Here is a 21,075-nt window from a genome sequence, read left to right on the forward strand (position 1 = left end):
ATATTTATTGTCTTTTGCCTATTGTTTTATCCTTATGACAATTATTTATACCCACTTACTTACTTACTTACTTACTTACTTACTTATATATTGATGTTGTTTTTTTCTACCAATAAATAATTATCGTGATTATTACCTTTTTCAAATAAGGCATATCCATTTCTGAAAGCAAGAGTATGAAATACTAACCCATATTCTTTATTCAACATTAACTTTTGGTATAATTGATAATTGCAGAATGTATTAATATTTTCTAGAATAATGTATTTGGAATCTATTAATTCTTCTAAATCAATGTTAAAACCAAATTCTGAGCCATCAATTAATACCAAATCAAAACCATTATTTTCTTGCTTAATAGTTTTTATTTTGTGACTTATTTCCTTAATGTTAGACGTGATCTGACACGTTCTAATATGATTATTATGATCGTAACGTTTTTGTAGTTGCATAAATCTAGTTGTTAAAATATTCATGCAAAATACTGTTGGTCTATTTGGATTTTTTTGTATACCTGCTAACAAAGATTCAGTTCCTACTTTTCCGTTAGACGCTCCAAGCAATAAAGCTGACTTCACACGATCATTTTCTGCTATGACTCTAATAGTGCAAAAAGGTTCATCATATTTTATTTTTGAAAATTTATAAGGCAGAAAATAGCCAAACTTAGTTTCTAAATAATGTAACTTTTGAGCAAAAATTGCTTTTATTTTCGCTCTTAGAGATTTTGTTAAATCATTTTGATATCGCTTAAAATAATACTTAGGATGTACATCATAGTTATGAGAAACTTTCATTTTATCCGAGAGTTGTAGTTCTGAGCCTGAGAAAGATTTTAATTTTTTCTCTAATTCTAACTGTTTACATGAGCGAAGCATAATACAGATATGATTAACCCAATCATCAAAGCTTTGATCGGGTAATTGGTGAACACTATAACGATAATTAGACTGAGATTGAGCTATATCATGCAATGTATCTTGATTTTCTAGTACGGAAATAATTTTACGAGTACGATCTAAAATAGGGTGAGAAAGAGATATAAATTGGTGGGCAATCTTAATAGCATCATCTAATTCTCCATGACAAAGTACAGAAATGATGAAATAAGCCCACTCTACCGGATCGGGATCTGAGGCTTGGTATTCCTCAAGTGTATATTTGATTGGTTGAGTAATCCAATAAAGTGCTATGTTGGCATCCCCTTTGTAAAGATTACATATTGCTAGACGCAATTTCGGCTCAGGCATCCAACTTATATAATTGACGCATTTGAGATATAAAGTCTCTGCTTCTTTGTATTGATGATGCCGGAGCTTTTCATCTCCTTGGTGGATCAGTTCTGTAATTAATCCATTACTAATAATATGTGAATTCTTAATTCCAGATGATTTTTCAACGACGATCAATGGTTCAAAAGGACTGGTTTGAATGATTTTTTGATTTGGTTGGAGCTCTTTATAAAGATTAAACCATTGAAAAATTTGATCTCGTTGTTTTAAAGTGTGTCTAGAATGAACAAGATGATAACCTGCGTTAGTAATTTCTTCTAGTTGTTCTAGATTATTTAATAGATAATCAATTTTATCTAATACGTCATTAACATCAGCGAATACGCAATTTTGCATATCAATAAATCCGCTAGCTTCAACAGATGCAGTTTTTTCTGTAATCAGACAAGATTTAGATGCAGGTATTTCTAAATGTTTGCGAACAAGTTCTTTCTCTACTGTTCCACATGTTGGTACAAAATAAGAAGCATTGATAGTACGGGCGTAACGTTGACCATACATCATGCGTGACGATAACTTCTGACTATATCCTAGATGAGGGCAAATGAGTGAAGGATAATTTTTAGAAATAGTTTCAAAAATTCGTTGCCGCCAAGGGTACATATTGTGTATGTAGCCATTGAACATTACTGGGATAATTTTTGATTGTCCATAGTCTCGATATGTATCAACATCAATAAAATTTGGCCAGACAAATAAGTTATCAGCAATCTCTGGTGTGTGTTCAGCTGTAGTAATAGCAATAGAAAAGAAAGTTTCTATACCCCAATTTTCCATATCAGAAAGAAACCCTGCACGCGCTTCACACCATGAATCTCCATTATGAAAGCCCAGTTTAGGTATTTTTGGATAAGCATTAGTGTTGCTAATTTTGAGTTTTTGACAACCTTTATAGTTGGTGCCACTTTCAAAAAGTGTTAATTCTGGTTGATAATTATCACAAATTTGCTGATAGTTACAATCTTCGTTAACTACAATAACGTTAAAAAATTCTGATAGACACTTGACATGCTGTTGTTTGTGCAGAATTATAAATTGAGATAAACTTGTATTTTTCCATTGGAAAAATACAAGTTTTGGCTTGACAATATTCTCCATAAAGTTCCTTGACTAAATCTTTACTAACATTAAAATCAAGAGTTTTTAAACCCTCAATTACCCGCTCATTAGTGATAGTTATGAGCAGATTATCTCAGTATTTCATTCCTTTAACATAACAAGACAAAGAAATCCCTAGGGCGATCGCATAACGGTTTTGATTCATGCGATCGCGTCTTGTGTCTTTGTAGTACTAGAGAGAGAACACAAATTTTTCGACAGCAAAGCTCTTTACTGGTTCCATCTTGCCAGTTTTCACGTCTACTGTATATAGAACATTGTTTTTTCTACTACTGTCAGTAGCCAGCGCATACAGTTGGCCAGAAGCAGAGAAGCCCAAATCTTTAACATCGTTGATAAGAGGCTTTCCCTCAACGGTCAGTCGGGTCAATCTTTTCATTTTGACCTTGCCAGTAATTATGGCTTTCTCCTGCAAGTTCATCGAGATTAACATGGGGATACCTTCTGAACCGATCTCGGTTGCAAAAATATTTCCCTTGGCATCTTGGCATAGGTTAGCGAATCGATGGTTGGGCAGCAGTGAGGGTAGGGATAGATCATCTCCAGAAAGAATTTTACCAGTTGTGAAATCGAGCGTTCTCAAGGTAAAAGGCGGGACACCTTCAGTTCCCACTATGCATAGAAGTTTATTATTAGGAAGACTTAGTAAACTTTCAATAGTTTGATTGGAACTCTTGAAGTCTAGTACTTTTTTTGCTCTGAATTGACGATTAGTAGCACTTCCAACAGAATAAATGAGATGGTTGAACTGACCATTTTTCGTGTGAGAAACTGTAGAAATTACAATAGTCTTATCTCCAAGCACTATCGCTTTTGTAATCCGGTCAGAGTCAGCTAAAAAGAAGGCTCGAGGTTTTTTTATTACAGGCGATAGATTCTCAACGGACAGAACTGGCAGATTAACTTTAGAAAGAACTTTTTGATCTAGCAGATTAGCAGAGATAACTTTTCCTATCGGCAGAGTGGCAGTGTTCAGTTCCACTGGTGGAGTTTGGTTTTCTCGGTTTCGAGTATTGGATGTACTAAGGACGTTTATTCCATAAAGAGACTCGTTGCTTGATTCGCTCTTTTGAGCAAACGCCTTACTAGAGATGTCGGCAACAACAGTGGAAGTCAAACTGGCAGCTACTAACTTGCCAAATTGTCGGCGTTGCAGTGGTGTCATTTTTTTACTCTTTAAGTATGATAATTTAAGGAACAATGAGGTTTGCATTTGGTGCCTGGGGTTTAGCTCCCATATCTGCTAAAATGTTGACAGTCATTTGCTTGACGCGAATATCTTCCCTAGCTGGGTTAATACCTTCGCTATCTAACCCCCACGCCCACTGAATGCTGCCGGAGGCAAAGACTTTAGCCCCACTACTAGCTGTGTAGCGGGCTGAATAGGATTTCGTAAAATCTTGGTTGGCAGGGAGGGCTTCTTCTCCAGGCGGTTCGTCAAAGTTTGGCAATAAGCTAGAAGGTTCGACTGGTGACTGGGATAATGTGATGAGACCGGCAGGAGAAGACCCATTATTAACGACAAAATCCCATTCGTAGCCCACTAATAAAGTTAGCTGATCCCCATTCTGAAGTCCCGTATTCGCATAGTAAGAATCGCTACTGTTGCTGACGACAAAATTAGCACCACCGTAGACATTACTATAGTCGCTACCGTACATGACTCCCAACAAGGCGTTTTCCGGCCGCTGGTTTTGGACGCTGCGGAATTTATTAGTAGCTGCTGATGCCCCCTGCTGCTGGGCAACTGGATCCAATGACCAATCTTGTTTGTAGCATGCCATCACCCGATTCGGCTTTACTTGCCCAGCAGCTAGGGTAGAATCTTCAAACCTCACTCGCCAATAACAAGTATTGGCAGAGAAAAATCCCAAATTAATTCCGTTATTGCGAGCGGCTTCGACACGATCGCGCATTTCTTTAGACCAGTACTCATCGTGACCCACAGACAAGAATACTTTGTGATTGAGCAAACTTTGTGCGTTGGTGTGAATCTGCATACTGTCGGTGTAGGTAATGTTGTAAGCTTGAGATTCTAACCAGCGCACCATATTGTATTCCCATTGCAGAGGTTTGTCAGGCTGGGTGGACTGTTGATCGCTTGCTTGGGAAAACGGTGCATCGTAGGAAACCTTAAAAGCTCTCTGTCCACCAATGCTGTACATGGTGTACAAACTTTGACCCCCCGTCGAGCTATAGGCTAAAACAGTAGAAACGGCGCTTGAGAACAGGATGTCAGCATTGCTGCTATCATTGCGGACGACAAACCACACATGCGCTACTTTGCCAGTTGCTTGGTCAGTCAGTTTAGCAACGTAAATACCACTAGTCCAGTTATTGCTTACCTGCAAGACGTAAGAAGTTGTCCAGTTACACTCGAGCAGTCCAGTATCAGGGTCTTTGGTACAGGCGGCTTGGGTAGTGCCATTGAGCGGGCCGCTAGTTGCTATTAGCCTTCCTCCTGTGCCACCGTAGTAGCCCAAGCGGTACACATCGATGGTATATTGTCCAGCTTGTCCAAGAGAAACCTTAATGTCCAGAGATTCCCCTTTATTGACACTGGTCGCCGAGGCATAGCCAGCGATTTCACCACTACCAAGGTTATCAAGCTTCCAGTTAGTTGTGCCAGAATTCAGGTTTTCCAAATATATGGGATTAGGGTTTGCTGGAGTCGCTGAAGTCGAGAAGGCTATACTACCGATGCCTGCGACCGTCGCTGTAACTACCACCCCTCCAGGGGCAGTGGGTACCGATCCCAATGTCAAGATTGTACTTGCTTGACCACTAGCGTTAGTTATTACACTAGTGGGCGACACCGATCCCCCGCCATTAGTAACGGCAAAACTCACCGTGACCCCTGACTGAGGATTATTTTGAGCGTTTACGACTTGCACTACTAGGGCGTTGGGCAGAGCTGCTCCAGTTGCACCAATCTGATTGTCTCCGCTGACTTTAACTAAGTTACTGCCGACGACAAAGGCAATGTCGCGATAGTAGTTACTATTCCGATAAGAACTGGTTGGGAAAGAATTCGGGTTTGTATTATAGACCCCATTGTTGCCATCTGCTACTGAGCTAAGATCACCATTAACTATGGAACTGGCCAGTTCATCATAAGTAGCTACGTAATAGGTGTTTGCATTGACAGAGACCACATAAGTCGTATTAACTTGAATGTTTACTGGCGTTGCTAGAAGCTGCTCCTGCCAACCAGAAGCCGTCTCGTTAGAAAAAGTGACGCTTGTCAAGAGCGTTCCCGTTGCATTCCATATTTTGCCAATGTGAGTTCCTGTTTCACTAGCAGCTTTCCAGAAGCGAATGGCGGAAATCTGTCCCCCTTTAGCGCTGCGGAATTTCAAACCTAATTCATAGGAAGCGTTATCAGTGGCATTTGGAACGCTTGGCACTTGAGTTGTCAGGATAACTTGGGTGTTTCCTGTGGGACTAGCAGTAGCTGAAAAGTTAACACTACCTACTCCGGCAGCCGTGGTGCTTACAGCATTTGTTATTGGTAGGGTTGAGCCAAGGACAGCTCCCAAAGTTAACATGGTACTAGCCTGACCGCTAGCATTAGTTACTGCACTTGTAGGCGAGACTGAACCCCCACCACTAGTAACGGCAAAGTTCACCGTGACCCCTGACTGAGGATTTCCAGCACTGTCTTTGACCTGAACAACCAAAGGATTGGGCAATGCAGTTCCGGCTGCACCAGTCTGATTATCGCCGCTAGTCTTTGTAATCGTAGGCAGGGAAGCAGCTACAAAGTCGATGTCACGAAAATAGTTAGTATTCCGGTAAGAACCGGTTGGGAAGGCTCCTGGAGTCCCATTAAACACCCCATTGCTACCATCTGCTACTGAGCTAAGATTCCCATTGACGATGGAGCTGCCTAGCTGATCGTTGGTAGCTACGTAATAGCTGTTTACATTGACAGAGACCACATAAGTAGTATTAGCTTGAATGTTAAGTGGTGTGGCCAGAGCCTGACTCTGCCAGCCAGAAGCCGTCTCGTTAGAAAAAGTGACGCTTGCCAAGAGCGTTCCTGTTGCATTCCATATCTTGCCAATATGCGTTCCTGTTTCGCTAGGGGCTTTCCAGAAGCGAATGGCGTTAATTTGTCCGCCTGTATTGCTGTGGAATTTCATCCCTAATTCGTAGGGAACGCTATCGGTGTAGTTTGAAATGCTTGGGACTTGACTGGTAAAAAGGATAGTCATAGCTATTTCCTATGAAGTTTAATGATTACCGATGGTAAAAACGTTGCCACAAGAGGTTCTCATACCAATTTGAAAAAAGAATGTCACAGATAGCTAGAGGCACAGCAATTTTCTCTACGAAGAATGAATGTGTCACAAAAATTATTCAAATTGGTATCAGTTTCTTGTGTAAAGCAGAGGCATTGCTGGAAGCAATTTCCATAGAAGGAATTTTTCTTTAAATCTGACAAGCCATTTTCAAAACCTTCACCACATAATCCTGTTCCTGTTGAGTCATCTGATGAAATAGGGGTAGCAGGACAGTACGATCTTGTGCTTGCTCACTCTCAGTAAGCCGATCGCATTTTACAACTTTACACTCACAAGCTTTTGGCTCAACTCCACACGACCAAGCTTCACTTTGATAAGCACTTTCACGGTGAGCGCACATAATTCCGCGTCGCGTGGAAATGCCAGCATCTAACATTTCCTGCATTACTTTTACTTGGTCGTATTTCTCTGTTAGCCGGACACAAAAACTCTGCCAGTTACTTTTTGCCCAATTTGGCTGAGTTGGTAACTTTAATCCCGGCACATCTGCTAGCTTTTCCTGATATTGCTGTGCCAAATAACGCCGCCGCTCAATAATCTCTGGTAAACGTTTGAGTTGTTCTCGCCCGACTGCTGCCTGAATATCAGTCATGCGGTAGTTGTAACCCAGCATTGGGTATGATTCAAATATTACCTGTTTCGCACCGTGGCGTACAGTATCGGGGACGCTCATCCCATGTTGTCGCCACAGGCGAAACTGTTTGTCATATTCGGGATTATTTGTGGTGAGCATCCCCCCGTCACCTGTGGTGATAACTTTGCGGGGATGGAAGGAAAAACAGGCGATGTCCCCATGCGGCTTACCAATTTTCTCCCACTGTCCATCCCAGAGAATTTCACTGCCGATCGCACAAGCTGCATCTTCAATTACTGGCAAATCGTAGCGGTGGGCAATATCCAGGATGGCTTTGAGGTCGCAAGGCATTCCGATTTGGTGGACAATCAGAATGGCGCGAGTCTGCTTGCTAATCGCATCCTCAATTAACATCGGATTGATGTTGTATGTCTGTGGTTCAATATCCACAAACACTGGTATTGCACCGCAGTAGCGAATACTGTTGGCAGTGGCAATATAAGAATGGCTGACGGTAATTACTTCATCCCCAGGTTGCACGCCAACAGCTAACAGCGCTAGATGTAATGCTGTGGTGCAATTGGAGACAGCACAAGCATGGTTTGCTCCTACGTAAGCTGCAAACTCTTGCTCAAATGCAGCGACTTCTGGCCCTTGTGTTACCCACCCAGACATAATTGCACGGCTAGCTGCTTCAGCCTCAGCTTCCCCCATCCAGGGTTTAGCGATCGGGATAGACTGCATTTTCTCAGACATTGCTTGCTTCCTTTGCCAATTTCTGTTCGCGCCACCAACTCACTAGCCGACGCAATCCTTCTTCTAGAGATACCTGTGCCTCAAAACCCAGCAATTGTTTGGCTTTGCTCACATCTGCTAATCGGCGTGCCACGGGGTTGACTTTGCGTTCTGGGCCATATTCTGGCTGTAAATCTGACCCCATCACCTTAGCCAAACTATAGGCTAGGTCGTTCAGGCTGCTTTCCACATTGCTGGCAATATTAAATACGTCATCAGTAACATCGGCTTTGGCTGCTAAAATATTCGCTCTGGCAATATCTTCGATATATACAAAGTCCATTGTCTGTTTGCCATCACCAAAAATCAGTGGTGGCTGACCTGTTGCAATCCGCTCCATCCAGCGAATCAGTACTTCAGTGTATACACCGTAAATGTCCATACGCGGGCCATAGACGTTAAAGTAGCGTAATGCTACATAGTCCAGTCCATACATATCATAGAAGCTGCGTAATAACCCTTCATTAAAAACCTTTGCTGCACCATAGAGAGTGCGGTTGTTGTAGGGGTGATGAGATTCAGTGGTTGGGAACTTCTCTGCCATACCGTAGATTGAGGCTGATGAGGCAGCGACTACCTTTTTTACCCCGGCTTTCACTGCTGCTTCCAAAACGTTGAAAGTGCCATCTGCCAAAACTTCTAATGCCAAACGTGGTTCTTCGGCACATTGGGTAATGCGGATTGCTGCTTGATGAAAGACTATATCCACGCCTTGCATGACTTCACCCAAGAGTTTTTGATCCCGAATGTCGCCTTCTACAATTACCAAAGGGCCGTGTTCTTTTGCCCAAGCCAGGTTTTTCAGTTGTCCACGGGTGAAGTTATCTAGAACAATAATCTCTGAGACTCCTTCATTTACCAACAAATCAGCAATATGGGAACCGACTAAACCGGCACCACCTGTAATTAAAATTCGTTTATTTTGCATATTATTTATTCCTTTGATGGTTCATATCCTTCCCGCCAGCGTAAAAACTTAGCAGGGACACCAGCAACGATCGCATAAGGTGGTACATCTTTGGTGACAACTGCACCAGCACCAACAATGCTGCCTCGGCCAATTGTTACCCCAGGGAGGATCGCCGCATTCATGCCAATATCGGCTCCTGTTTCCACTTTTACTGATTTAATTTCTAAGTCTGTTTGGATGATGGGAACATCAATCGGCAATCCAGTGTGTGATGAACCCAGCACTTTTGCACCTGGGCCCCATCCCACATAATCTTCAATAATTAAATTACGGGCATCAAAATAGCTCTGTGGGCCTATCCAAACGTGGTTCCCAATGATGCAAGTACCATCGAACCTTCCCTGAATATAGCTTTGGGAGCCAATAAACACCTGGTTCCCAATCTCAAAGGTTTCGAGATGCTTAAAACCTACGCCATTACCAATCCGAATATTATGTCCGAATTTACGTGCTACCGCCCGCCAAATAGCTCGCCGCATTAGCCCGTCAAAATCGCCATCACTTGTCGCAAAGCGTGCGTATAATTCGATTAATGATTTTTGTTCATATTGATTATTTAAATATTCTGCTAGTTGAATTTCAAAGTCAGGGTCTAGCTTTTCTGGTTGTAAGCCGTGGATAGCTGTGACTATCTTAATTTTACCTGGATCTGACATCAAATTTCTCAATTATGTTAAGCTAATTACGGCTTTGGCAACCTGAGTTTGTGACTCTGTGCTTAGTTCTGCATACATCGGGAGGGATAAAACTTCTCTAGATGCTGCTTCTGAATGCGGAAAATCACCTGGCTTGTACCCTAACTCTGAATAAGCTGGTTGTAGATGAACAGGAATTGGGTAATGAATGCCTGTCTGAATTTCCTGCTCTTGCAGACTTTGTTGTAGGGCATCTCGCTGAGGCGATCGCACCGCGTAGACATGATAAACGTGACGGCTGTAAGGCATCACAACAGGTATGCTGACACCAGATTCTGCCAAGAGTTGGTCGTATTGGGCTGCGTGTGTTCTTCTCGCTTCTGTCCACTCTTCGATGTAGCGTAACTTCACCCGTAAAATCGCTCCCTGGATGCCATCCATGCGATAGTTGTAACCTTTCAAAACATGGTGATACCTGCGTTTTTGACCCCAGTCGCGCAGCATTCCCATAGTCTGGGCATATTCAGAATTATTGGTGACTGCCATACCTCCCTCACCATAAGCCCCTAAATTCTTACCAGGATAAAAGCTAAAACAACCAATATCACCGATACTACCTACCCGTTGCCCCTTGTACTCAGCCCCGTGAGCTTGGGCTGCATCTTCGATAACAGCTAAACCATGACGGCGAGCAATATTCAAAATTGGCTCCATGTCTGCTGGTTGTCCGTACAAATGCACGGGGAGAATCGCTTTGGTGCGTTCGGTTATTGCTTTTTCAATTTGGGTGACATCTATTGTGTAAGAAACAGGATCGATATCTACAAAAACGGGTGTGGCTCCGGTATAACAAATTGCTGCTGTGGTCGCAACGAAGGTGAAAGGCACGGTAATTACTTCGTCACCAGTACCGATGCCTGCTGCTAGTAATGCTAAATGGAGGGCGCTAGTACCTGTATTGACAGCAATGCCATAATCTGCATTGCTGTAACTGGCAAATTCTTCTTCAAAGGCTTTAACTTCATTGCCCAAAACGAATTGCGTACTTGCAAGTACTTTCAAAACAGCAGTATCAATTTCGTCTTTAATACTCAGGTATTGAGTTTTTAGGTCTACAAATGGAATCATGCTGCTACCTCTGCCACATTCAGTTCAGTTAGTCGGCCTTGCTGCTTAAGAGATTGGGTTGCAGCTTCAAGAATTCTGACTACCCGCAGTCCTGCTTTTCCATCAGTAATTGGGCGATCGCCTTTTTCAATACAATCAATGAAGTGCAATCCTTCTGTTTTCAAGGCTTCTGTCATATCTAACTTGGGTGAGTACATATCCCCTGTGCGATAACCAATCATCATTTGGTAGACGCTTTCGGAGTTGCCATTAACTGTAATCCCCTTGTCGTAAATCTTGACTTTCTCACTGGGTTCTAAGTCATCGTAAACAATCATCCGTTGACTACCACCAATCAATGTGCGACGGATTTTTACTGGTGCTAACCAATTGACATTGATGTGAGCAATGAGATTTTTTTCAAAGAATAAGGTCAAGTAGGCGATATTTTCTGGTTCTCCAGGAACGTGGCTGATGCCTGTAGCGGAGACAGCATAAGGCTGAGATGGCAATAGGTAGCTCATAATTGAAAGATCGTGGACTGCCAAATCCCAGATGACATTCACATCATGCTGAAAAAGTCCCAGGTTGACGCGTACAGAATCATAGTAGTAAATATCACCCAAGGAATTAGTGGCAATCAAATCGTGCATCTTGCGGACAGCACCCGTATACACAAAGGTGTGATCGACCATTAACACTAGGTTGCGTTTTTCTGCCTCTTCAATCAGCCGCATTGCTTGCTCGGAGGTAGTTGTCATTGGCTTCTCTACCAACACGTGTTTACCAGCTTGCAATGCTGCTAAAGCTAATTCAAAGTGAGTTGAAACTGGTGTGGCGATCGCTACAGCATCAATCTTAGGATCTATAAATATGTCTCGACAATCTTTAGTTACTTGAATTGTCGGATACCGAGCTTGCACCTTTGCCAATAGTTCTGGATTAAAATCACTGACTGTTCTAACCTGGACTCCTGGCATCTCTACAAAATTTCTTACCAGATTCGGGCCCCAATAACCATAGCCGATGACACCGATATTAATGATATTTGCCATTGCTTTTAACTAATCAAAATTTATTTTTTATGGATTATCAACTACTGCCACTAAAAGGTGGCAATAGTTCCTGGGTGAATTGCAAATCAATTGCTTTTTTATTTAAAAAAATTTATCTTTGCAAGGCTTCAGTTTTCAACAAATACAGAAGAAAGGCTCTCACAAACTATTAGCTGATATTTCTAAATTTTGGCGCTCGCTTACAGCAGGGCGTAGCCCATCGCGCACATCACCTACAATATTAGCTGGCACTCCCACTACAATTGCATAATCGGGAACATTACGAGTTACGACTGCACCAGAACCGATGATGGCTTTCTCACCAATGGTTACTCCTGGCAGGATGGTCGCATTACTACCAATAGATGCACAGCGCTTCACTAAAGTTTTGACTGTATACCAGTCATCTTCAGTTTTTAAACTACCATCTTCATTGGTTGCACGAGGATAAAGGTCATTAGTGAACATGACTCCATGACCAATAAACACTTCATCTTCTAATACAACTCCTTCACACAAAAAACTGTGAGATGAAATTTTACAGCGACTTCCTATTGTGACATCTTTCTGAATCTCCACAAATGTACCAATTTTTGTATCATCACCAATAACGCAACCGTATAGGTTTACAAGATGAGGATGAAAAATCTTTACGTTTTTGCCTAACTTGACATCATCATTTACTGCCATTACTTAAATCTGCCTTCAAATTAATGCTTTTCCACGGTTTGCCAAATAGCATCTTCTAAATAAAGACACTCATCAGCTTGCCATTGATACTCTGGACGCTCAAAAGTATGCATAGTTACTTCAAATGGGCAAATCTCTTTAAGACTTTCTAGCAGAGTCTCGCTACGACGGTTAGAAAACCATGTAGTTAAGGTGTAAGAACCCATGTATAGTCTAAATTTGGGAATTTCACATCTGAGAATAAATATTCCTGGCTCTCGACAAAACGGAGCATCAGACTCGAAAAACCAGAAGATACAAATAGGTTGTTGTAAAAAATTTACTATCTGAAAAGAAAAACGCAGACTTTCATGGGGTTCAGTTACATGTAGAGCAAACTCAAAGGTAATCGGGTTTCCCCAACAGTGGATTCCTTCTTCTTCAGAGGTGTGTGCCCTTACCCAAGCTACATGATTGCCAGTTTTGTTGACAGGGGCTTGGTAATATGCTGGTGATGCAGACTCATCTTTCTGCCCAGCCAGATATAATTGCACTGCTTTGCCAGTATGACCATCAAACTGAATGTTACCTTTAGAAAGCAGGATGCAACGTTTGGTGAGTTGGGCGATCGCTTGCATACTATGACTGACGAATAAAACTGTTCGTCCTTCTTTGGTGGCCACATCACCCATTTTCCCCAAGCACTTCTTCTGAAAGGCTGAATCACCTACAGCTAAAACTTCATCGACAATTAAAATTTCTGGTTCTAAATGGGCTGCAACAGAAAAAGCAAGGCGGACGTACATTCCTGATGAATAGCGCTTTACTGGCGTGTCTAAAAACTTCTCAACTTCAGCAAAAGCTACTATTTCATCAAATTTCTTTTTAATTTCAACTCTACTCATCCCCAAAACGGAGCCATTGAGATAAATGTTCTCTCGTCCTGTAAGTTCTGGGTGAAATCCCGTCCCTACTTCTAATAAGCTTGCTACTCGCCCTTTAATGGCGATACGTCCCTTTGTCGGTTCGGTAATCCGGCTCAGAACTTTTAGGAGGGTGGATTTACCAGCACCATTGCGTCCAATCACACCAATGGCTTCACCTTGTTGAATCTCAAAGGAAACATCTTTTAATGCCCAAAATTCTTCCCGCGTTGGGTTGGGCATTTTTTTGCCACTAGGTTTGATAAATGCCTTGGCAAAAGATGTAGCACCATCAGCAATTACATCCCGCAGTGCTTTGTAGCTACTGCTTTGCTCTTGCTGGTGAGCAATAATATATTTTTTGCTTAAATTTTTAACACTAATCATATTCTCAGACATCTGCACAGTTCCATGCTAAATTACGTCAGCAAATGTCCGTTCCATTTTGCGGAAGTACCAAATGCCACTTACTAGTAATAGAGCAACTAGTCCTAGAGATAGTGTGAATCCAGTCCAGTAAAGTTTGGAATCTCCCCCTAAAATTGCCCAGCGAAAGCCATCAATCACACCGACCATTGGGTTCAAATAGTAAAGCAAACGCCATTGTTCTGGTACAATGCTGCTACTAAAACCGACGGGTGAGACATATAGGCCAAACTGCACAATAAACGGCACAATGTAACGAAAATCTCGATATTCCACATTCAAAGCTGCCAACCACAGCCCTACTCCTAGCGAAGCAGCAAAGGCAATACCAATAAATAACGGCAATAATAATATTTGCCAATTGGGAACAAAATTATACCAAGCCATCAGTCCTAAAAGAATTATCGCAGAAACTAGAAAGTCTACAAAGCTCACAATTACTGAACTAGCAGGCACAATTAAGCGCGGAAAATAGACTTTAGAAATCAAGTTGGCATTACTAATTAGGCTGTTGCTACACTCACTGAGGGCACTGGAAAAAAACTGCCAGGGTAGCAAGGCAGCAAATACCAGTATTGGATAAGGTGCTGTTCCCTCTGAAGGTAATTTCGCCAAGTTTCCGAAGATGACGCTGAAGACGATCATCGTCAAAAATGGTCGAATTAGTGCCCAGAGCATACCAATCATTGTTTGTTTGTAGCGAACTAGAATGTCACGCCAAGCCAGAAAATAAAATAGCTCTCGATAGCGCCACAGGTCTTTCCAATACTGCTCTTCACTACGTCCAGCTTCAATTACCAACTCTGGCTTTGAGGTAATTCCTTTACTACTCATAATATTGATTCAAGACCGCTGCTTTTAAGCATTAATTGACAAACTGAAAATCTTTGATGTTCTGATAGTTAAGCATCTTTGCCTGCTTGCGAGTAAATTCTCCAACAGAAGGGTTTCCTTCAGGGTTAATTACTCCTGTCACTTGCTGCCAAAGCTCTTGTGGCGCTACGCAAACTTTATAGGTGCGTTCGCTTGACTTGCAGACGTGATACCAGATTGTTTGCTGGCAGCGATCGCACCAAAAGGCTTCCAACCATTCTCCCCCGATGCTAACTGTGGTTTGGCTTGCTACCAACATCAATGCACTTCGGCGACTCATGCCCCGTTGCTGCAACTGTCCTGCTCGATCGGCAAACAATTGATATTTTTGACTCCTGCTTTCAAGGTAGCAGCCATGATTGGGACAGTAGATATCCCGCCGTTTGGAACGTTTCCGATTTCGGTCACACCTTCTCTGCAATTCGACCTCCCACTTCTAGTAAATAAACAGTGAAATTCGGAAGGTTACGTTGGAGGGACTGAGATCAAAAAGACCATCGAAGCCCATCTCCTAAAGTTAAAAACATAAGTACTATTTAATTACACTATGCTGATTGACAAATATTCTCAAATCAGGAATTTATTTTTTAAATTTGGCAACAAGCTTAACCTTGTTATCAGACAATAGGATTACCTGATTTTTTTAATTAAGTGAATTATTTATCTCTGTCAATATGTCTAAAAGCATAACATATTCTGGTGACTTTATATTATCTTAATCAAACTCATCACAATCGGAACACAAAACTCTTTTCGGCATCGTTTGTAGAAGTTTATGCATGACAAAAAGTAAGACTCACAAGGGACTTATCATCTATCAGCCTAACTACTAGCTATTATTCTCGATCCATTGTGAGAATCGTTTTCCACTTCAATTACGCATTAATAAACCCCTCCAAAAGCTAAATTTTTATTAAAAAATATTTAATAGTTTTTATTCAAGCAAGGCTTTAATCTAGCTTCAATAAAAAGGTAAATCTTCCTGGTAAAACATCCAATATCGAGAAAGTACCACCAAACTCAAGAGATGATGGCAAATACTTCCTCTAAATACCCCATTTTCTATCGGCTGAACCTGCTAATACCATTTCACTGGTAGCAGAGGCCAGAGGAAGGGGCAAAGGAAAATGATTGGTAGCTGTATTTTCGAGAATTGGTTATGAGGTTAAAAATCTTTGGAACTTGCACCAATCTGTGCTATTTATTTCTCAAAGAACTATTTTGTATGACTTTGAGACATAGATATCACACCATCAGGTAATACCGCTCGTTGCAAAACATCAAGGTATTGTTGAGAGATAATCTTAGGTGTGAAGTGCGATCGCAAATACTGACGACCTGCCTTGCCCATCCGCTCTCCTAATTGCCGATCGCGACTGAGTAAGCGAATAAATTGAGCTAGAGCATGACTGTCTCCATTGTCAAAGGTGCTACCACAATTGGCTTCGGCAATTAGTTGTCTCAGGTATGAATACTGCGAACAAATCACCGCTATCGGTCTTCCAGATGCTAAAGCTGAGTAAAGCTTGCTAGGAACGACTAAACTCTCGGTTGATGCATCTACACTCACTAGTGACAGATCGCAAGCCGTTAGGGAATAGGGCAGCACCTGTTTGTCTTGATATGGCAAAAAGGTAAAATTCAAGAGTCCTAATTGATTCACTTCTTGAATCAATTCATCCCTTTTCGCTCCACCACCAATGCAGACAAAATGAACTGGCTCATCTAGAAGTAGCTGGGCCGCTTGCAGCATAGTTGCCATATCATGGCAGCGCCCCATATTCCCGGAGTAGAGTACGGTAAATTTGTTGACTAGATTATGCTTCAAGGCAAACCAGTTTTCTTGCTTGGCAATTGGCACAATCAATTCCGGGTTCGCCCAACTGTGAATTACTGAAATCTTATCGGCTACTTGCGGGCAATTTGCTAGCACTTGCTGTTTCATGGCTGGACTAAGAACCACAATCCCTTTAGCATTTAGCCAAATCTGTTTGTTAATGGCACGCCATAATCGAGCCAGCCAGTTATCCTTTGAGACTACTCCCAGCGCGATCGCAATATCGGGATAAAGATCGTAGAGGATGCAAACATAGGGAAGTCGGAACACCAGATAAGCCAGATATCCGATGATTGGTAAAAATGGGGGGGCTGTAGTCACTAATAATACATTGCTGCGTCGCCAAGCTCGGAGCATATATAGTACAGCCCGCAAGGTGTATAAGACACCATTCACAGCTTTGCCACGAATTCGCCCCGGCCAAAGTTGGGCTGTGCGCGATCGCTGAATTCGGATTCCACCCATACGTTCAACTGCTAAAGCAGTAGTTTGAGAGTCAAACGCATATCCTGGCTGACTCGTAAAAACCTCAATATCCACTCCTTGCTGCCCTAACTGTTTCACCAGTTCCTCAATCAATTGTCCTGTCGGAGCATAGTCTGGCGGGAAAAACTGGGTGATTACAGACAATTTGATGGATTGCTGAGTTTTTAGAGAATAGTCATTTTTAACATCTAATCGGGTAGAAATGGATTGTAAAAGTTTTTGATTAATCCATTCATTAAGTCTCATGTTATGCCCTGCTGTAGAAATCTTGTTAAAGATACTACTGAACCGCTCAAGCCATTAATAATTACACACATTTACTTTCCTGAATTAACAAATTTTTTCAATTTGCTCCAGGCAAAGTGATTAGGATTAATTTATTGGTATACAGAAATTACACTTATATTCACAGATATATCTGCGAACTAAAGCGCTCAATAATTTATACTCATTTGAGTTTGTATACGCGAGATTTTGGGAGATGGGAACACAACAAGAAGCAATCAGTCTAAACGCCTACGGTAATCATATAGATGTAGATTACCCTACACATAGTGCTTTTTTACAGCCTTATAATAAATTTTCATTGATACTTACCTAAGGCAAACCAAAAGCTACTATAAGCTTATGTTTGCTAAGTAATCGGGAGCTTATGACCATTGAATTTCGGATGTTTTCATTTACTTAATTTTAAATTTGTCTAAGCAAGATTTATTACATATACTATTGAATGTAGTATTATATTCAATATTGATTTTATATGTAATTACTTACTAGAGTACCATGAGAAAAGGATGTTTGAAATTTACTCCTACATTTCATCAAAAATTCATCATCCTGATAATATCATAAACAGAAGCTTCATAAAAGAGTCACTTACTTATGCATTAAATTATCTGAATCTTGAATCTGAGATGACATAAATTATCCGTATTTCCAGTCCGCCTGTGATTAGCGGAGCGTCTCGCAGATAAGATGTTGGCATAGCGATCGCCTATCTTTTCTGGTTTTTAGGACTGCGCTTCGTTGTATAATTTGTCAATATTTAATCCCTACAACTCGTTTTTTACATGAATTTTTATGTCTGAAAATTTGTACATTTATTAAGTCTAGTTGGTCATTTTTGCAGTGTTATTAGATTGATATTAATAAATTTCTCACCAGCTTTATCCAAATCATACTTCGATGCGATTAGAGGTTAAACTTAACTTAATCTATGACATGGAACTAATAAATGTATACTTTAAAACAAAGATGTTATTATGGTTGTTTAATCAGCTAGAATCTGAAAGAAACAAAAAAGTCTATAACTTTAAGAGTTACAACTAAGTATACTTAAACATAACAGAGAGTTAGAATTAATCTGAGAGGCTGTTTGAAAAGTCCTCTCTTGGTAGCAAAACATTTCAGATCCCCCTAAATCCACGCCACGTGCTCCACTTGGGGAGACCCCTTGGCGTTAGCCTCTCCCTTTGGGAGAAGACCGCAGTGGCTCCCCTTAAAAAGGGGAATTTGATTCCGGTTACCCCCTTTATAAGGGGGGCTAGGGGGGATCTCTAAGTGCCTAAAATCATAGCCAAATACTTTTCAAACAACCTCTGAGAGATGAATCGATATCCACAAATTATCAGAATTTTGATTCTCACCTCCCATTGATGACCTGTTGCGCCAAAAAGCTTGCCACTCTAGCTGGGGGCTAATAAGAAACCTCTGTGGAGTTGCTGGCTTACGTAGGATTACTAAAACTGGTATACACATTTTTTGTAGCTTAATTAATACGTATTATATTATTAAATAGATGGAGAATCATTCTTCTAAATCCCCAAGTTATAACCAGAATAGTAGCTCTGTACCGCCATTTATTCATCAGCCTCAACCATTTCCGATGTCTGAAGGGGAAGAGAGTGATTGGAGTTTTCCCCAATTTCTGAGTGTTGTACGGCGACGAGCGCTAACGATCGCAGGGGTAACTATTACTCTCACGACAGTTGTTTTTGTTAGCTTGATACTAAACCGGGAGCTACCAGTATATGAAGGCAATTTTCGTCTGTTAGTGGAACCTGTAAATGATGACACTAAAGTAGTGGATATTGTCAAAGACCCTAACGTAGGCAAGTCTGGTCTAGATTATGAAAGTCAAATTCAGGTTCTCAAAAGTCCTGAATTGATGGGAAAGATTGTGAAGCAATTGGAAGCTAAGTATCCAGATATTAGCTATAACTCGCTGATCGCAAACATGACGATTTCTCGGTTTGCTGAAACCAAGATTATAGAAGTTCGTTATCGAAGCCACGATCCAAATCAGATTCAAGTTGTACTCCACCAAATTTCTAAGGATTATATAGATTACAATCGGCAAAAGCGGCAAACCAACTTACGTCAAGGGATTAAGTTCGTTGAGCAACAACTCCCATTCATCCAAAATCGAGTCGATCAGATTCAGAAAGAACTGCAAACGTTCCGGCAAAAGTACGACTTTGTTGACCCAGAAGCCCAATCTGGACAAGTTGTTAGTCAAGTCACTAACTTGTCTGAGCAACGACAAGTAATCGATCAAAAAATGGCTGAAGCTCGCGCCAATCTATCTTTTCTACAACAAAATAATGGCAAGCTGGCGGTTCTTAATGATGCTACTTTGTATCAGCAGTTATTGGGTCAAGTACAGCAAATAGACCTTAAAATTGCTACAGAGTCAACTCGTTTGCAAGATAATAACCCAACTATGCAAACATTGAAACAGAAACGGGCAAGTTTGGTACCCTTGCTAAAAAACGAAGAGCAACGCTTTTTAGGTACAAAAATTGCAGCAGTAACGACTCAACTTCAAACTTTACAAGTGCAAAGCCAAGAGCTTGCTAAAGTAGAACGGAAAATTGAACTACAGCGCAAACAATGGCCAATCTTGGCACGACAATATACTGAATTACAGCGAAAATTACAGGTGGCGACCGAGAGTCTGAATCGTTTTCTTTCTACTCGTGAAAATCTCCAAATTCAGATATCTCAGACAGAACTTGGTTGGCAGTTACTTGAGGCACCAAGTAAACCGCAATTTCCTATCTCTGATTCGAGCATCAAACGTTATTTAATCCCAGGATTGATTGCTAGTCTAGCTTTAGGAATCGGTGTTGCCCTACTACTGGAAAAGCTTGATAATACCTACCATAGCGTTCAGGCACTGAAAGAGAAGGTCAAACTGCCGTTGTTGGGAAATATTCCATTTGAAAAGCAAGTCGAAAATACTCAAGACCACACCCCCACACGAAAATTTCCCATAATCAGAATACCAACCCCTATTCTTCAAGGCATTCCTGGGTTAGCTGTCTTAGCCGATCGAGAGCATAGCAACTATGCAACAAAATTTCTAGAAGCTTTGCGGGTACTTTATACAAATGTCCAATTCCTCAGTTCCGATCGCCCCATTGCTTCCATAATTATTAGTTCAGCCATGCCTGGTGATGGTAAGTCTACTATTGCCTTTCATTTAGCTCAAGTAGCTACAGGTATGGGACAAAGAGTACTACTTGTAGATGCTGATTTCCGCCATCCCAAGATTCACACCTTATCAAATTTAAATAACCTATGGGGATTAAGCAATTTAATCTCGAAAAACCTGCCAATGAGTGAGGTAATCCGGCAACTACCCTCAATGAATCAATTATCTGTAATAACTGCTGGTCCCATACCACCCGATCCCACAAAGTTGCTCTCGTCTGAAAAGATGAAGCGACTAATGATAGATTTCCATAACACCTTTGACTTAGTGATTTATGACGCTCCAACGATGTTAGGACTAGCTGATACTAGCCTGCTAGCACCACATACTGATGGCATATTGCTAGTGGTAAAGATTGATAAAACAGACTCGTCAACGATCCAGCGAACTTTAGATCATCTAAAATTTTCTCGGATGAATGTCTTAGGGATGGTTAGTAACGGTCAGAAGAGCAACATCAACAGTTATTAGCACTGTCATACTTTCAACCTTTAACTCAATATCTAATTGA

Annotated in this window: 13 protein-coding genes and 2 pseudogenes; 1 reads left to right on the forward strand and 14 read right to left on the reverse strand. The window is 41.2% G+C overall.

What is annotated here, in order from left to right; translation table 11 throughout:
- Positions 1 to 83 precede the first annotated feature (83 nt).
- The 14 genes and pseudogenes from CDG79_RS03160 to CDG79_RS03220 form a co-directional block, all read right to left on the reverse strand.
- Positions 84 to 2,390, reverse strand: a complete 2,307-nt coding sequence (locus CDG79_RS03160) for a glycosyltransferase (RefSeq protein ID WP_094340608.1) — start codon at positions 2,388 to 2,390, stop codon at positions 84 to 86.
- A 193-nt stretch (positions 2,391 to 2,583) separates the two neighbouring features.
- On the reverse strand, positions 2,584 to 3,576 hold the full coding sequence (locus tag CDG79_RS03165) for a hypothetical protein (protein ID WP_094340661.1): 993 nt from the start codon (positions 3,574 to 3,576) through the stop codon (positions 2,584 to 2,586).
- Positions 3,577 to 3,601: 25 nt separating this feature from the next.
- Positions 3,602 to 6,628: a N,N-dimethylformamidase beta subunit family domain-containing protein gene (locus tag CDG79_RS03170; protein WP_094340611.1), complete on the reverse strand. Its 3,027-nt coding sequence runs from the start codon at positions 6,626 to 6,628 to the stop codon at positions 3,602 to 3,604.
- Between the two features lie 217 nt (positions 6,629 to 6,845).
- Positions 6,846 to 8,048, reverse strand: coding sequence for a DegT/DnrJ/EryC1/StrS family aminotransferase (locus CDG79_RS03175; protein ID WP_094340614.1), 1,203 nt, complete (start codon positions 8,046 to 8,048; stop codon positions 6,846 to 6,848).
- Positions 8,041 to 9,015, reverse strand: a complete 975-nt coding sequence (locus tag CDG79_RS03180; protein WP_094340617.1) for an NAD-dependent epimerase/dehydratase family protein — start codon at positions 9,013 to 9,015, stop codon at positions 8,041 to 8,043. The genes CDG79_RS03175 and CDG79_RS03180 overlap by 8 nt, the downstream gene beginning before the upstream one ends.
- 5 nt (positions 9,016 to 9,020) lie before the next feature.
- Entirely contained in the window at positions 9,021 to 9,713 is a 693-nt protein-coding gene (locus tag CDG79_RS03185) for an acyltransferase (protein WP_094340620.1), read from the reverse strand.
- Between the two features lie 12 nt (positions 9,714 to 9,725).
- Positions 9,726 to 10,820 carry a DegT/DnrJ/EryC1/StrS family aminotransferase gene (locus tag CDG79_RS03190; protein WP_094340622.1) on the reverse strand — a complete coding sequence of 365 codons (1,095 nt, stop codon included), beginning with the start codon at positions 10,818 to 10,820 and terminating at the stop codon, positions 9,726 to 9,728.
- Positions 10,817 to 11,854: a Gfo/Idh/MocA family protein gene (locus tag CDG79_RS03195; RefSeq protein ID WP_094340625.1), complete on the reverse strand. Its 1,038-nt coding sequence runs from the start codon at positions 11,852 to 11,854 to the stop codon at positions 10,817 to 10,819. The genes CDG79_RS03190 and CDG79_RS03195 overlap by 4 nt, the downstream gene beginning before the upstream one ends.
- A gap of 237 nt (positions 11,855 to 12,091) precedes the next feature.
- A pseudogene (locus tag CDG79_RS45360) lies at positions 12,092 to 12,217 on the reverse strand (DapH/DapD/GlmU-related protein); the annotation flags it as partial.
- 165 nt (positions 12,218 to 12,382) lie between these two features.
- A pseudogene (locus CDG79_RS45365) lies at positions 12,383 to 12,544 on the reverse strand (N-acetyltransferase); the annotation flags it as partial.
- Positions 12,545 to 12,564: 20 nt separating this feature from the next.
- A complete protein-coding gene (locus CDG79_RS03205; protein WP_094340630.1) occupies positions 12,565 to 13,845 on the reverse strand; it encodes an ABC transporter ATP-binding protein in 1,281 nt (426 codons plus the stop codon).
- 15 nt (positions 13,846 to 13,860) lie between these two features.
- Positions 13,861 to 14,706, reverse strand: a complete 846-nt coding sequence (locus tag CDG79_RS03210) for an ABC transporter permease (protein WP_094327694.1) — start codon at positions 14,704 to 14,706, stop codon at positions 13,861 to 13,863.
- 31 nt (positions 14,707 to 14,737) lie between these two features.
- Positions 14,738 to 15,166, reverse strand: a complete 429-nt coding sequence (locus CDG79_RS03215; RefSeq protein ID WP_094340633.1) for a hypothetical protein — start codon at positions 15,164 to 15,166, stop codon at positions 14,738 to 14,740.
- A gap of 795 nt (positions 15,167 to 15,961) precedes the next feature.
- Positions 15,962 to 17,314 carry a glycosyltransferase family 4 protein gene (locus CDG79_RS03220; RefSeq protein WP_094340636.1) on the reverse strand — a complete coding sequence of 451 codons (1,353 nt, stop codon included), beginning with the start codon at positions 17,312 to 17,314 and terminating at the stop codon, positions 15,962 to 15,964.
- Positions 17,315 to 18,866: 1,552 nt separating this feature from the next.
- Here CDG79_RS03220 and CDG79_RS03225 point away from each other — a divergent pair.
- Positions 18,867 to 21,035 carry a GumC family protein gene (locus CDG79_RS03225; protein ID WP_094340638.1) on the forward strand — a complete coding sequence of 723 codons (2,169 nt, stop codon included), beginning with the start codon at positions 18,867 to 18,869 and terminating at the stop codon, positions 21,033 to 21,035.
- Positions 21,036 to 21,075: the final 40 nt, after the last annotated feature.

The sequence above is a fragment of the Nostoc sp. 'Peltigera membranacea cyanobiont' 232 genome (assembly GCF_002245985.1).
In the GTDB taxonomy this organism is placed as follows: Bacteria; Cyanobacteriota; Cyanobacteriia; order Cyanobacteriales; family Nostocaceae; genus Nostoc.

Coding starts and splice junctions, on each gene's coding strand:
- CDG79_RS03160 (WP_094340608.1), bottom strand. CDS start 2,390: ATGGAGAATATTGTCAAGCCAAAACTTGTATTTTTCCAATGGAAAAAT.
- CDG79_RS03165 (WP_094340661.1), bottom strand. CDS start 3,576: ATGACACCACTGCAACGCCGACAATTTGGCAAGTTAGTAGCTGCCAGT.
- CDG79_RS03170 (WP_094340611.1), bottom strand. CDS start 6,628: ATGACTATCCTTTTTACCAGTCAAGTCCCAAGCATTTCAAACTACACC.
- CDG79_RS03175 (WP_094340614.1), bottom strand. CDS start 8,048: ATGTCTGAGAAAATGCAGTCTATCCCGATCGCTAAACCCTGGATGGGG.
- CDG79_RS03180 (WP_094340617.1), bottom strand. CDS start 9,015: ATGCAAAATAAACGAATTTTAATTACAGGTGGTGCCGGTTTAGTCGGT.
- CDG79_RS03185 (WP_094340620.1), bottom strand. CDS start 9,713: ATGTCAGATCCAGGTAAAATTAAGATAGTCACAGCTATCCACGGCTTA.
- CDG79_RS03190 (WP_094340622.1), bottom strand. CDS start 10,820: ATGATTCCATTTGTAGACCTAAAAACTCAATACCTGAGTATTAAAGAC.
- CDG79_RS03195 (WP_094340625.1), bottom strand. CDS start 11,854: ATGGCAAATATCATTAATATCGGTGTCATCGGCTATGGTTATTGGGGC.
- CDG79_RS03205 (WP_094340630.1), bottom strand. CDS start 13,845: ATGTCTGAGAATATGATTAGTGTTAAAAATTTAAGCAAAAAATATATT.
- CDG79_RS03210 (WP_094327694.1), bottom strand. CDS start 14,706: ATGAGTAGTAAAGGAATTACCTCAAAGCCAGAGTTGGTAATTGAAGCT.
- CDG79_RS03220 (WP_094340636.1), bottom strand. CDS start 17,314: ATGAGACTTAATGAATGGATTAATCAAAAACTTTTACAATCCATTTCT.
- CDG79_RS03225 (WP_094340638.1), top strand. CDS start 18,867: ATGGAGAATCATTCTTCTAAATCCCCAAGTTATAACCAGAATAGTAGC.